Annotated in this window: 10 protein-coding genes, 2 pseudogenes and 1 riboswitch; of the genes and pseudogenes, 3 read left to right on the top strand and 9 right to left on the bottom strand. The window is 65.2% G+C overall.

Going from position 1 to position 13,572, the window contains the following annotated elements; genetic code table 11:
- Positions 1 to 512, bottom strand: a pseudogene (gene ribD, locus JF66_RS12880) (bifunctional diaminohydroxyphosphoribosylaminopyrimidine deaminase/5-amino-6-(5-phosphoribosylamino)uracil reductase RibD); the annotation flags it as partial.
- A 90-nt stretch (positions 513 to 602) separates the two neighbouring features.
- A riboswitch (FMN riboswitch) is annotated at positions 603 to 734 on the bottom strand.
- A gap of 48 nt (positions 735 to 782) precedes the next feature.
- Positions 783 to 1,697, bottom strand: coding sequence for a sugar-binding transcriptional regulator (locus JF66_RS12875; RefSeq protein WP_081882375.1), 915 nt, complete (start codon positions 1,695 to 1,697; stop codon positions 783 to 785).
- Positions 1,698 to 1,881: 184 nt separating this feature from the next.
- Between JF66_RS12875 and JF66_RS12870 the strand changes: the two genes are divergently transcribed.
- The 3 genes and pseudogenes from JF66_RS12870 to glpK all read left to right on the top strand — a co-directional run bounded on the left by JF66_RS12870 (position 1,882) and on the right by glpK (position 6,128).
- Positions 1,882 to 3,603, top strand: a complete 1,722-nt coding sequence (locus JF66_RS12870; RefSeq protein WP_035878745.1) for a glycerol-3-phosphate dehydrogenase/oxidase — start codon at positions 1,882 to 1,884, stop codon at positions 3,601 to 3,603.
- A gap of 182 nt (positions 3,604 to 3,785) precedes the next feature.
- Positions 3,786 to 4,544, top strand: coding sequence for an MIP/aquaporin family protein (locus JF66_RS12865; protein ID WP_081882374.1), 759 nt, complete (start codon positions 3,786 to 3,788; stop codon positions 4,542 to 4,544).
- A 70-nt stretch (positions 4,545 to 4,614) separates the two neighbouring features.
- Positions 4,615 to 6,128, top strand: a pseudogene (gene glpK / locus JF66_RS12860) (glycerol kinase GlpK).
- A 163-nt stretch (positions 6,129 to 6,291) separates the two neighbouring features.
- On the opposite strand, the gene JF66_RS12855 reads toward glpK, so the two are convergent.
- The 7 genes from JF66_RS12855 to JF66_RS12825 all read right to left on the bottom strand — a co-directional run bounded on the left by JF66_RS12855 (position 6,292) and on the right by JF66_RS12825 (position 13,480).
- Entirely contained in the window at positions 6,292 to 7,020 is a 729-nt protein-coding gene (locus JF66_RS12855; protein ID WP_035878740.1) for an HAD family hydrolase, read from the bottom strand.
- A gap of 190 nt (positions 7,021 to 7,210) precedes the next feature.
- Positions 7,211 to 8,215: a tryptophan--tRNA ligase gene (gene trpS / locus JF66_RS12850; protein WP_081882373.1), complete on the bottom strand. Its 1,005-nt coding sequence runs from the start codon at positions 8,213 to 8,215 to the stop codon at positions 7,211 to 7,213.
- A gap of 29 nt (positions 8,216 to 8,244) precedes the next feature.
- A complete protein-coding gene (locus tag JF66_RS12845; protein WP_035878731.1) occupies positions 8,245 to 9,084 on the bottom strand; it encodes an exodeoxyribonuclease III in 840 nt (279 codons plus the stop codon).
- Between the two features lie 9 nt (positions 9,085 to 9,093).
- Positions 9,094 to 10,155, bottom strand: coding sequence for a YihY/virulence factor BrkB family protein (locus tag JF66_RS12840; protein WP_051973509.1), 1,062 nt, complete (start codon positions 10,153 to 10,155; stop codon positions 9,094 to 9,096).
- A 273-nt stretch (positions 10,156 to 10,428) separates the two neighbouring features.
- Positions 10,429 to 11,187: a succinate dehydrogenase iron-sulfur subunit gene (locus tag JF66_RS12835; protein ID WP_035878727.1), complete on the bottom strand. Its 759-nt coding sequence runs from the start codon at positions 11,185 to 11,187 to the stop codon at positions 10,429 to 10,431.
- Positions 11,187 to 13,004: a succinate dehydrogenase flavoprotein subunit gene (gene sdhA, locus JF66_RS12830; protein ID WP_035878724.1), complete on the bottom strand. Its 1,818-nt coding sequence runs from the start codon at positions 13,002 to 13,004 to the stop codon at positions 11,187 to 11,189. Before sdhA ends, JF66_RS12835 begins: the two co-directional genes overlap by 1 nt.
- Positions 13,005 to 13,021: 17 nt before the next feature.
- Positions 13,022 to 13,480, bottom strand: coding sequence for a succinate dehydrogenase hydrophobic membrane anchor subunit (locus tag JF66_RS12825; RefSeq protein ID WP_081882372.1), 459 nt, complete (start codon positions 13,478 to 13,480; stop codon positions 13,022 to 13,024).
- Positions 13,481 to 13,572: the final 92 nt, after the last annotated feature.

Here is a 13,572-nt window from a genome sequence, read left to right as displayed (position 1 = left end):
TGCCGTCGGCGGCGGCGGCCCGGCCGTCGAGGCTTGAGGGCCCACTTGAGCGTGACGAAGGGGCGGCCGAGGCGGGCGGCCACAAGCCAATCGCCGAGGAAGGTCTCACCGTCGGTCTCGCGGAAGCCGCCCTCCACGCGGATGCCCGCGGCTCGCAGGCGCGCTGCACCGCCCGCGGAGTGCACGCCCGGGTCGCTGACGGCGTAGACAACGCGCGTGATGCCGGCCTCGATGAGGGCAATGGCGCAGGGCCCGGTGCGGCCGGTGTGGTTGCAGGGTTCCAGGGTGACGACGGCGGTCGCGCCGCGGGCGGCCCCGGCGGGCAGGTGGGAGAGGGCGTCGATCTCGGCGTGCGCGGAACCGGAGCCCTGATGCCAGCCCTCAGCGATGACGGTGTGTTGGGCGTCGAGGATGACGCAGCCGACGCGGGGATTGATTCCGGTGGCCGGTCCGTTCGCCGCAAGTTCGAGGGCGCGGAGCATGGCGGCGTCGAATGCGTGCGCTTCGCTCATGGTTCCCTCATTCGTCTCTGGACGAACTCCGGGTTTTTAGGTTGCGCGAGTACGCGAAAGCCCATCGGGGCACCACAATCGGTACCTCGATTCGTGCGCCTCTCATCCGGACTTTAACCGTCGGTGCTGGAATTTCACCAGCTCAACCGTTCATTCGTGAAGAACGAACGGGTCGCGGACTTTCACCGCCGGTTCGGACTTACACCGACCCCGGAGCACGTTTCTTACTCATAGTATGACTCAACAGGCTGGGAGCGCACGTATTCCCTGTCACCTCCCCTGTCCGGCGGGAGCCACGAGCGCGCGGGCCGTTCCCTCGTCGACGAAGAGATCGGTGATGAGCTCGGCGCGGAGCGCCCCGTGCAGGCTCGAGAGCTTCGAACTGCCGGCCACCACACAGATGCGGCGCGGCGTGCGTCGCAGCACCGTGAAATCGGGACCGGTACCGCGCTCATTGAGCGGGATGCCGTCGGTGGAACCGTCGGCGCGAAAGAACACCGTCGCGACGTCGCCCACCGCGCCGGATTCGCTCAGCGACGCGTAGTCGGCCGCATCAAGGTAACCGCCGGCGTAGACCCGGCTCGGCACCTCGGAGAACGGCGAACCCAGGCCGAAGAGGGCCACGTCCATGCGGCCCTGCATCTCGAGAAGACGGCTGACGCTCCGCTCGCGCCAGAACGCCTGCTTCGTCGCCGGGTCGTCGAAGAAGGCGGGCACCGGGAACTGCTGCACGTGGGCGCCGAAGGCGTTGCCGAAACGTCCGAGGATCTCGCTCGCGTAGCCGAGGCCCGTCGTGCTCATGTTGCCGGCGCCATTAAGCTGAACGATCTGCGAGTTGTGGGTCTGTTTCACCGTGACGTGACGGCTGATCGCGTTCATGGTGGAACCCCAGGCGATGCCCATGGTCATGTTCGAGTCGAAGAACTGGCCGAGAATTCGTGCAACCGACAGAGCCACGCGCTCCAGGCGGTCGACATCGCTCGCGCGATCGGGAACCGGAACCACGTGTGCCGTCACCTGAAAACGTTCGAAGATTTCTCGTTCCAACCGGCTCGGAGCGTCGAGCGGGGAATGGATCTGAATGTCCACGAGCCCGCTGGCCCGCGCGTGGCCGAGCAGGCGAGAGACCGACGAGCGCGAGGTGTGCAGCTCGCGAGCGATCGCATCCATGGTGAGATCCTGCATGTAATAGAGGTGCGCCGCGCGAAGGGCGTCACGGGTGCGGTCGGACTGGGTGGGATCGTCGATCTGGATCACGTCGGGCTGGTGCACGTTTGTTCATTCCGGTTGAGAAAATGTGTTGGGCTGTCAAGATGAATCTATTGAACCGGCTTGCCACTTGCAAGCCCCTAACAACAGAGGTGAATCAATGGCGAAGTCCACTGCAGTGCTGGCTCAGGAAGCCCTCGTAGCAAATCCCCGTGCTCAGGTGCTCGTCATCGGCGGTGGGATCAACGGAATCGCGACCTTCCGCGACCTCGCGCTTCAGGGCGTAGACGTGGTCATTGTTGACCGCGGCGACTTCGTGTCGGGTGCCTCTGCCGCCAGTTCGCACATGATCCACGGTGGGGTGCGCTACCTCGAGAACGGCGAATTCCGCCTCGTCAAGGAATCGGTCGAAGAGCGCAACAGCCTCATCAAGATCGCCCCGCACTACGTGAAGCCGCTGCAGACCACCATCCCCATCTTCTCCACCTTCTCGGGTGTGATGAGCGCGCCGCTTCGGTTCCTCACCCACAAGCAGGGTGCCAAGCACGTGGAGCGCGGCGCGCTCCTGATCAAAATCGGCATGATGCTCTACGACTCCTTCTCCCGCGACGGCGGCTCGGTGCCGCGCCACGAGTTCGTGGGCCGCAAGAAGGCCCTGAGCGTGATGCCCAAGCTCAACCCCGGCCTCAAGTACACGGCCACCTACTACGACGCCGCGATGCACGACCCGGAGCGCCTCGCCCTCGACGTGCTGCGCGACGGCCTCGACGCCGGCGCACACGCCCGCGCCGCGAACTACATCGAAGCCGTGGGCAGCGACGAGAACGGTGTGCGCCTGCGCAACGTGATCACCGGCGAGGAATTCAGCTTCGCCTCCGATGTCGTCGTCAACACCAGCGGCCCCTGGACCGACCTCACCAACACCGCCCTCGGCCAGACGAGCACGTTCATGGGCGGCACCAAGGGCTCGCACATCGTTGTCGACAACCCGGAGCTGCTCGCAGCGACCGGCGGACGCGAGATCTTCTTCGAGCACAGCGACGGCCGCATCGTGCTGATCTACCCGCTCAAGGGCCGCGTTCTGATCGGTACGACCGACCTCGAGCACGACATGAGCCAGCCCGCGCGCTGCACCGAGCCGGAGATCGATTACTTCTTCGATCTGGTCTCGCACGTATTCCCAACCATCACGGTCGACCGTTCCGACATCGTCTTCCGCTTCGCCGGTGTGCGCCCGCTGCCGCGCCACGACGACGAACAGCCCGGATTCGTGTCCCGCGACTACCGCATCGAGTCCCGCCCCCTCGGCAATCGTCCGGGTACGCTCCTGAGCCTCGTCGGCGGCAAGTGGACGACATTCCGCGCGCTCGCCGAGAACCTGAGCGGCGACATCCTCGCCATTCTGGGCATGCCGCGCACGGTTTCCACCGAAGGCCTCGCCATCGGCGGCGGGCGTGATTTCCCGGCGACGGATGCCGCGCATCAGGTGTGGGTGGCCGCCCACGGTGACGAGGTGGGCACTGCCCGCGCGGCGCAGCTTCTGGCCCGCTACGGCACTCGTGCAGCCGATGTGATCGATTTCCTCTCCCGTGAGTCCGACGCCCCGCTGGTCAACAACATCGACTACTCCCGTCGCGAAATCGAGTATCTCGCGGCCACGGAGTCGGTCGTTCGTCTGATCGACGTTCTGCTGCGTCGCACGAGCATCGCCTTTGTCGGCTCGGCCACCAGCGACCTCATCGACGAACTCGCCGACATCGTCGCTCCGGTGCTGGACTGGACCGTGGAACGCCGCGCGCAGGAGATCGAACTCGCCGAGCACCTGCTCCACGATCTGCACGGCATCGAGTTCTCCGACCGCCCGGTCGCGGCCAACGCCTAATCGGATGCCGCGGGTTGACTCAGCCCGCGGCATCCGATTACGTAGCAGTGCAACTTGCACGAATGTGCAGTCGAATTCGCGCCCACAGGGGGCCGGAGCCGGATACGGTTTTACCAGTAAAGCGGATTCGCTGCTGAGGCCCGTTTTCGATCTGCTTATTTTCTTCCATCAGAAAGGTCAATGTGGACAATCTCGGTGTCGTATTTCTCTCGGAGGTAGTGGGAACTGCCATCCTCGTGCTGCTCGGCTGTGGCGTTGTCGCCAACGTCGCGTTGGCAAAGAACAAGGGGTTCGGCGGTGGTTTCCTTATGGTCACCATCGGCTGGGGCCTTGCGGTCTACTGCGGTGTCATTGCCGCCTACAACTCCGGCGCTCACCTGAACCCGGCGGTGACGCTCGGGCTTGTCGCCTCGGGAGCCACTGAATTCGGTTCCGGCGTTCCGGTGAATATCATCTCGATCCTCACCTATATCGGCGGTGAGATGCTCGGTGCCGTGATCGGTGCCGTCATCGTCTGGCTCGCCTACAAGCAGCACTTCGACCAGGAGCCCGACCCGGCGAACAAGCTCGGCGTCTTCTCCACCGGTCCGGCCATCCGTTCCTACGGTTGGAACCTCGTCACCGAGTTCATCGGCACCTTCGTGCTGGTGTTCATCGTGATCGGCTTCGGTCGTCAGGGTGAAACCGCCGGACTCGCGGCCCTGGGCGCCCTGCCGGTGGCCCTGCTCGTTATCGTGATCGGTACCTCCCTCGGTGGGCCCACCGGTTACGCCATCAACCCGGCTCGTGACCTCGGCCCGCGCATCGCGCACTTCTTCCTGCCGATCAAGGGCAAGGGTTCCTCGGACTGGAGCTATTCCTGGGTCCCGGTGCTCGGTCCGATCGCCGGAGGCGTTGCGGCCGGCTGGGCCTCCACCTGGCTGCTGCCGATCCTGATGTAAGTGACTCGTCCGCATCCGCGTTTCGAAACACCGCTCGTGAACACCTGCACTCTCAACAAAGGAGTTAAGAATGACCAAGTACATCCTCGCCATTGACCAGGGCACGACCAGCTCGCGCGCCATCATCTTCGATAAGTCGGGGTCGATCATCTCGACCGGACAGCTCGAGCACGAGCAGATCTTCCCGAAGGCGGGTTGGGTCGAGCACGACCCCAAGGAAATCTGGGACAACACCCGTGAGGCCATCGGCCAGGCGCTGTCCAAGGCCAACATCACCCGCCACGACATCGAGGCCGTCGGTATCACCAACCAGCGCGAGACCGCGGTTGTCTGGGACAAGAACACCGGCGTGCCGGTCTATAACGCCATTGTGTGGCAGGACACGCGCACACAGCCGATCGTCGACCGCCTCGCAGCGGATGGCGGCGTGGAGCGCTTCAAGGCCAAGGTCGGCCTCCCGCTGGCCACCTACTTCTCTGGCACGAAGATCGTCTGGATTCTGGAGAACGTCGAAGGCGCCCGCGCCAAGGCCGAGGCGGGCGACCTGATCTTCGGCACGACCGACACCTGGGTGCTGTGGAACCTGACCGGCGGCATTGAGGGCGGCGTGCACGCCACGGACGTCACCAACGCCAGCCGCACGATGTTCATGGACCTCAACACTCTCGAGTGGGATGACGACATTCTCGCGGCGTTCGACGTGCCCAAGTCGATGCTGCCTGAGATCAAGTCCTCGTCAGAGGTGTACGGCACCGCGAGTGGACACAGCCTGCTGCGCGAGGTGCCGATTGCCGGCATCCTCGGTGACCAGCAGGCCGCCACGTTCGGTCAGGCCGCGTTCGACCAGGGCGAGGCCAAGAACACGTACGGCACCGGTAACTTCCTGATCTTCAACACGGGCACCGAGATCGTGCACTCGAAGAACGGTCTGCTCACGACCGTGGGCTACAAGCTCGGCGACGGGCCCACGCACTACGCCCTCGAGGCTCGATCGCCGTCACGGGTTCGCTTGTGCAGTGGATGCGGGACAACCTCGGCATGATCAAGGATGCCGCCGAGATCGAAGACCTCGCCAAGACGGTCGACGACAACGGCGGGGCCTACTTCGTGCCGGCGTTCTCCGGACTCTTCGCGCCGTACTGGCGCTCGGATGCCCGTGGTGCCCTGGTCGGACTCACCCGCTACGTGAACAAGGGCCACATCGCCCGTGCGGCGCTCGAGGCGATCGCGTACCAGACGCGTGAGGTTCTTGACGCGGTCAACGCCGACTCCGGTGTGCCGCTGACCGAGCTCAAGGTCGATGGCGGCGCGACGGCCAATGACCTGCTCATGCAGTTCCAGGCCGACATGATCGGCGTGCCCGTTGTGCGTCCGGTCGTTGCGGAGACCACGGCACTCGGTGCCGCCTATGCGGCCGGCCTCGCGGTCGGCTTCTGGAGCGGCCTCGACGACCTGCGCGCCAACTGGCAGGAAGACGCCCGCTGGGAGCCCTCCATGGACAAGGACGAGTCCGAGCGCCTGCTGCGCAACTGGAAGAAGGCCGTCACCAAGACCCTCGACTGGGTCGACGAAGACGTGCGCTAACTCCCATCACCACCCGAAGGCCCGACCGTGCTCACCGCGCGGCCGGGCCTTCGGCGTTCCCGCCCGGTGGCGGTTTCTGCACAGTGCCGCCGGCACTCGTCTGACCACCCGGCACCCGTCTCAACGAGTGCCCGCCCAGCTAACGAGTGCCTTGACGCCCGGATCAGGCGAGGGCGGCGAGTACCGCGGGGAGCGCGGCGAGTCCCGTCACGCGCTGCACGGCCAGACGGGCCGCATCCGCCGCGTCCGCGGGAGCCACGGATGCCGCTCTCCGGTCGATCCAGACGCCGGCCAGCCCGGCCGCAGCGGCACCGATCGCGTCGGTGCGGAGCCGGTCGCCGACGTACATCGCCGCGGACGGCGTCACGTCGAAGACAGAGCAGGCGTGCTGGAAGATCCGGGGGTCGGGCTTGGCCACGCCGAGTTCGCCCGAGGCGATCACATGTTCGATTCTGCCGGCCAGGCCCACCCGCCGGATCTTCTCACTCTGGAAGGCCAAATTACCATTGGTGATCAGGCCGATGCGTACACCCGACTCGGCCAGGGCATCGAGGCACGAGAGGGCATCGTCATGCAGGCGCCAGCTGTCGCGGTAGTGCGTGAAATACGCCTCGAACCACGCCGAAGCCTGGTCGTCGTCGAGCACGACGTCATAGGCGGCGCAGAAGTCCCGCGCCCGTTCCCGGCGCTGCCCGGGGAAGTCGAGCCGCCCCGCGAGGTACGAGTGGTAATGCTCTTCTTCCAGGTCGTACCAGAGCTGCTGGGCAGACACCGGGTCGGCCGCGATGAAGGGCCCCTGCACGACCGCGAGGTGACGCAGGATGCCGTCGTCGACGGCCTCCCGATGCGCGAAGAGCGTGTCGTCCAGATCGAACAGAACCAGTTCTCTCACGGCGCGACAGTGAGCCGGTCGTGCCGGGGACCGTCTGCCCCCGCGCGCGCCCAGCCGCAACGCATAACTCCTGCAGATTCTGGACGAGCCGAGACAGTTGCCCGTGATTCCGGGCCGGTCCCACCGACCCGGCACAGATTGCAGGAGTTATGCCCAGGTGCGGGGGTCCAGAGGGGCGCGGAAGAGGTCATCAGCGGGGCAGGAGCAGGCCGACGCGGTCGTAGGCCGTCGCGAGGGTGGCATTGGCCACCTCGGCCGCGTGCGCGGCGTTCAGGGCCAGCAGGCGGTCCAGCTCGGCGGGGTCGTCGAGCAGCTCCGTGACCCGGGCGCGGATCGGGTCGAAGGTGCCGGTGACGACCTCCACGAGTCCCTTTTTGAGGTCCCCGTAGCCGCGGCCCGCGTACTCGTCTTCAAGGGACTGCACGGAGCGCTCCGCCAGCACGGAATAGATCGTGAGCAGGTTCGCCACGCCGGGCTTGTTCTCGCGGTCGAAGACCACGCCGCCATCGGCATCCGTCACGGCTCGCATGATCTTCTTCTTGGTGACGGATGCCTCGTCCAGTACCCAGATCACGCCCGCGTGCGACTCGGCCGACTTCGACATCTTCGAGGTGGGGTTCTGCAGGTCGTAGATCTTTGCGGTCTCCTTCACGATGGCGACCTCCGGCACCGTGAACGTGTCGCCGAACCGGGAGTTGAACCGGGCGGCGAGATCGCGGGTCAGCTCCACGTGCTGGCGCTGGTCTTCACCCACGGGCACGATGGTCGTCTGGTACAGCAGAATGTCCGCCGCCATCAGCGTGGGGTACGCGAACAGGCCCAGCGTCGTGGCGTCGGCGCCGAAGCGGGCCGACTTGTCCTTGAACTGGGTCATGCGGCTCGCCTCACCAAAACCGGTGATCGTGTTGAGCACCCAGGCCAGCTGCGCGTGCGCGGCCACATGGGACTGCACGTACAGGGTCGAGGCGGAGGGGTCGATGCCCGCGGCGATGTACTGGGCGGCGGTGCGCCGAGTGTTCAGGGCGAGCAGCGCCGGATCCTGAGCGACGGTGATGGCGTGCAGGTCCACGATCGAGAAAAAGGCGTCGTGGCTCTGCTGCAGCTCCTTCCAATTGAGGAGGGCGCCGATGTAGTTGCCGATCTGCAGGGACTCGGCGGAGGGCTGCATGCCCGAATACAAACGTGGTTGTGTCATTGTGTCGTGAGCTCCAAGAGAAGAAAAGGTCAGATGTCGTAGTCGACGACCACGGGGGAGTGGTCGGACCAGCGCTGGTCGTAGGCTGCGGCCCGGTCGACCGCATAGTGGGCGACGGATGCCGCGAGCTCGGGGGAAGCCAGGTGGTAGTCCAGTCGCCAACCGGTGTCGTTGTCGAAGGCCTGGCCGCGCTGCGACCACCAGGTGTAGGGCCCGTCGACCTCGCCGGCCCACTTGCGTCCCACGTCCACCCAGCCGAGGCCGCCGCCGGTGTTGTAGTCGGGGGCGCCTTCGGCACCGAGGATGCGGTCGAAGTACTCGCGCTCTTCGGGCAGGAAGCCGGCGTGCTTCTTGTTGCCGCGCCAGTTTTTGATGTCCAGGGTGCGGTGGCCAACGTTGAGGTCGCCGAGCACGACCGCGAGCGGGCTGTGGGCGGTGAGCTCGGGCATCCGCTTGAGCATCGCGTCGAGGAATGTGTACTTCTCGACCTGCTTCGGGGTGTCGGTTTCTCCCGAGTGCACGTAGGTGCTCACGACGGTGATCAGGCGGCCGTTGACCTCGTAGTCGGCCTCGAGCCAGCGGCCCGCGCTGTCGAATTCGTCCGCTCCGAGCTCGACCCGGTGGATGGTGGCCGCCTTGCGGCTGGCAAGGGCCACGCCAGCGCGGCCCTTGGCCGTGGCGGCGTCGTGCAGGATATTCCAGTCAGGACCGAGCAGTCCCTCGAGGTCGTCGAGAGAGGCCCTCACCTCCTGGATGGCGAGGATATCCACGTCACGGGCGGCAAGCCAGTCGCCCATTCCTTTGCGGTACGCGGCGCGCACTCCGTTGGTGTTGACGCTGGCAATACGGAGGGGCTTGGCAGAAGGCATGGGTCAATTCTACCGAGGGGCCACCGGCGGCAGGTTCTTGACGACCTCGTCGGCGGCGCGCACCCGGCGGGCGGCTCCCGGACGCAGAAACCAGGGTCGTGCCAGGTACGCCTCCCGCGCGGAGGCGAGGGCGGCCTCGGCCTGCGCCCGCTCGTGTTCCGCAGCTTCCCTGTTCTCTTCGTCGGCCACCCGTTTGGCGCTCAGCGATGCCGGCACGATGCCGACGTCCTGCAGGCCCACCGCGATCCAGGACGCCGCCAGCAGGATCACGGTGCTCACGAGGTTGAACCAGATCAGCAGCCCGATGATCACCGCGAAGGTGGCGAGCAGCGGGTTTCTGGTGGCTCCGCCCAGCAGAGCGCCGCCGAGGATCTTCATCACCCCGAGCGCCAGGCCGCCGAGCAACGCGCCGGTCACCAGTCGGCGGAACGGGATGTGCACCCGGGAGAGCACACGGAACAGGGCGGCGAGGGTGACGGTGTCAATGAGAAGCACGAGGGCGATGCCCACGCCGCGGGCCGTGCCCTGATACCAGAAGGAGTTCTGGCTGATGCCGGCGAAGCCGAAGATGGCGTCAAGAGCCGTGGTGCTCGCGAGGGAGACCACGGCGGACGCGATGAGAGCCAGCCCGAAGAGCAGCCCGAGTCCAAGCTCGCGTAACTTCACGATGAGAAAGAACGTGGTCTGGTTGGGGATTCCAAAGATCCGGCGAACGGCGACGGCCGTCGTGGAGAGCCACGCCAGGGCGGTGAACAGCAGTCCGACGAGGGCGATGGCGCCGGTCCAGCCGAATGTTCCGGACAGATTGAGAGACGTCGGGTCGATCACCCCATCCTCGCCGATCAGCCCCGGCACGGAGTGGTTGATGGTGGCGTAGAGCTGGTCGGTGAGTTCAGGAGTGTTCGCCAGGAAGATCCCGGCGATGGAAAAGCCCACCCACACGGCCGCAAAGACGGCAAAGATGGCCTGGTAGGACATTCCGCCGGCCATGATGGGCCCGCCGCGGGCGGTGAAGTGCACGTAGACACGCACCGGGCGGAGGTCTGTGACGATTCCGATCAGCGGCTTCACGCGACCAGCCTATCCATCAGTGGGCATGACCGCGCGCGACCCCGCCGTGACGTGTCCTGCCCCCACTGCGGGGCAACCGCGTGGTCCAGTCTTGCGGGCCCAGCGATCGGTCTGAAAACATGCCATGTCGGCGAACATGAGTGTGTTCGTGCGATTCGGTTCAGCCGATGGCTCCGCACCCGAAGCGGCGCCATCGGCTAGCCGCCGGGCCACGCACAAAACCGGTTGCCCCGCAGTGCGGGACAACCGGTTGAAGTGCAGCGATGCGGCAGACTACGCCTTGCCACGCATGATGGCCTGTTTGACCTCAGAGATGGCCTGGGTCACCTGGATGCCACGCGGGCATGCTTCGGTGCAGTTGAAGGTCGTGCGGCAACGCCACACGCCCTCCTGATCGTTGAGGATATCGAGACGAACCGCCGCGTTGTCATCGCGCGAGTCAAAGATGAAACGGTGCGCGTTGACGATCGCGGCCGGGCCGAAGTACTGGCCATCGGTCCAGAAGACCGGGCAGCTCGACGTGCAGGCCGCGCAGAGAATACATTTCGTCGTGTCATCGAAGCGGGCACGCTGGGCGACGGTCTGAAGGCGTTCCTTGCCGTCTTTCGGGGTGCTCAGCGACTGGAGGAAGGGCTGTACTTCCTTGAAGGAGTCGAAGAACGGCTCCATGTCGACGATCAGGTCCTTCTCGAGCGGCAGGCCCTTGATCGCTTCGACGTACACCGGCTTGGTGATGTCGAGGTCCTTGATCAGGGTCTTGCAGGCGAGGCGGTTGCGGCCGTTGATGCGCATGGCATCCGAACCGCAGATGCCGTGGGCGCAGGAACGACGGAAGCTCAGGCTGCCGTCCTGCTCCCACTTGATCTTGTGCAGCGCGTCAAGCACGCGGTCCGTGGGGTACATTTCCACGTCGAAGTCCTGCCAGTGCGGCTCTTCATCGGCCTCGGGGTTGAACCGTCGGATGTTGAAGGTGACCGTGAAGGACGGGATTGTCTCGGGGACAACGGGCTTGTCCATCGTTGAGGTGCTCATTAGTACTTCCTCTCCATCGGCTGGTATCGGGTGATGACGACCGGTTTCCAGTCGAGTGCAATGTGGTCGGCGGCATCCGCTGACATAGGGTCACCGGTGAGGTACGCCATGGTGTGCTTGAGGTAGTTTTCGTCATCGCGCGTCGGGAAGTCCTCGCGCTGGTGGCCTCCGCGGCTTTCCTGCCGGTTGCGGGCCGAGTAGACGACGACCTCTGCGAGGTCGAGCAGGAAGCCCAGTTCCACGGCCTCAAGCAGGTCGGTGTTGAAGCGGCGACCCTTGTCCTGCACGCCGATGTTCTTGTAACGCTGGCGCAGCAGGTGAATCGTCTCGGTGACCTCGGCGAGGGATTCGTCGGTGCGGAAGACCTGAGCCTTCTTGTCCATCTCCTCCTGCAGGATCTTGCGGAGTACGGCGATGCGTTCCGTGCCCGTTGACGAGCGGATGCCCTCGAGCAGTTCGCGCACCTCCTTGGCCGGGTCTTCCGGCAGCGGAGTGAACGAGGCCGTCTTCACGTACTCGACGGCGTTGTTGCCGGCGCGCTTGCCGAACACGTTGATGTCGAGCAGCGAGTTCGTGCCGAGGCGGTTGGAGCCGTGCACGGAGACGCAGGCGCATTCGCCGGCAGCATAGAGTCCGGGGACGACGATTTCGTTGTTGCGCCAGACCTCACCCTTGACGTTGGTGGGGATGCCGCCCATCGCGTAGTGAGCGGTCGGCATGACGGGAACCGGCTCGGTGACCGGGTCGACGCCGAGGTAGGTGCGGGCGAACTCGGTGATGTCGGGGAGCTTGGTCTCCAGCACCTCCTTGCCGAGGTGTGTGCAGTCGAGGTACAGGTAATCCTTCTCGGGCCCGGCGCCGCGACCTTCCGCGACCTCCTTGAGCATGCAGCGCGAGATGATGTCGCGCGGGGCGAGGTCCTTGATGGTGGGGGCGTAGCGTTCCATGAACCGTTCGCCGGAGGCGTTGCGGAGGATTGCTCCCTCACCGCGCGCGCCCTCGGTGAGCAGGATGCCCAGTCCGGCGAGGCCGGTCGGGTGGAACTGGAAGAACTCCATGTCCTCGAGGGGGAGTCCCTTGCGCCAGACGATGCCGACGCCGTCACCCGTCAGAGTGTGTGCGTTCGACGTGGTCTTGTAGATCTTGCCGAATCCACCGGTGGCGAAGATGAAGGCCTTGCCCTGGAAGACGTGCAGCTCGCCGCTCGAGAGATCGAGGGCGACGACGGCGGACGGCTGGTCTACCCCGTCGACGTTCGTCATCACGAGGTCGAGAACGTAGTACTCGTTGAAGAAGTTGATGCCGCGCTTAACGCAGTTCTGGTAAAGCGTCTGCAGAATCATGTGGCCGGTGCGGTCTGCGGCGTAGCACGCACGGCGAACGGGGCTCTTGCCGTGATCGCGGGTGTGGCCACCGAAACGACGCTGGTCGATCTTGCCCTCTGGCGTGCGGTTGAACGGCAGCCCCATGTTTTCCAGGTCGATGACCGCGTCGATGGCTTCCTTGGCCAGGATCTCGGCGGCGTCCTGGTCAACCAGGTAGTCGCCGCCCTTGATCGTGTCGAAGGTGTGCCATTCCCAGTTGTCTTCCTCGACGTTGGCGAGGGCTGCGGCCATGCCGCCCTGTGCCGCTCCGGTGTGCGAGCGCGTCGGGTAAAGCTTCGAAATGACAGCCGTGCTGGCGTTGGGGCCGGCTTCGATGGCGGCACGCATGCCGGCCCCACCCGCTCCCACGATCACGATGTCGAACTGGTGGTAGTGCACACCGTCTTTAACGGTGGACTCCGTGGGCGCTGTGGACGATGCGGGGTTTGTCATTATGAAGAGTGCAGCTCCTAAAGGGCCGAGCAGAATGAAGGCAGGAGGTCGGCGGGGGTGCCGGTGGGGCAGGCGTCGAACGTGAAAACCACGAGCGTGCCGAGCACGATCAGGATCACGACGGCGGCCAGAATGGCGGACTTCAAGATTCCGCGACTGGTACGGGTGCTGGCGTAGTCGTTGACGAGGGTGCGCATGCCGTTGCCGCCGTGGATGAGTGCGAGCCAGAGCATGGCTACGTCCCACCACTGCCAGAACGGGTTGGCAAGCTTGCCGGCGACGAACGCGAAGTTGAGCGCGTTGACACCTTCACCGATCATCAGGTTCACGAAGAGGTGCCCGAAGATCAGCACGACCAGGAGCACGCCGGAGACGCGCATGTAAATCCAGCCCCATTTTTCCCAGTTGACGCCACGCTTCTTTGTGGTGCGCGAGTACGGGCTGCGAGGAGCATCGATTGTCGTTGTCATGGTCATTCCCCCTAGTGTTCGCTGAACACGTTGATGAGGTGGCGCGGAGCGAAACCGAGCATCGTGATGACCCACAGTCCGATCACCACATAAAACAT

The organism is Cryobacterium sp. MLB-32, assembly GCF_000738085.1.
Lineage (GTDB): Bacteria > Actinomycetota > Actinomycetes > Actinomycetales > Microbacteriaceae > Cryobacterium.
This window is presented reverse-complemented; position numbering and strand designations above follow the sequence as displayed.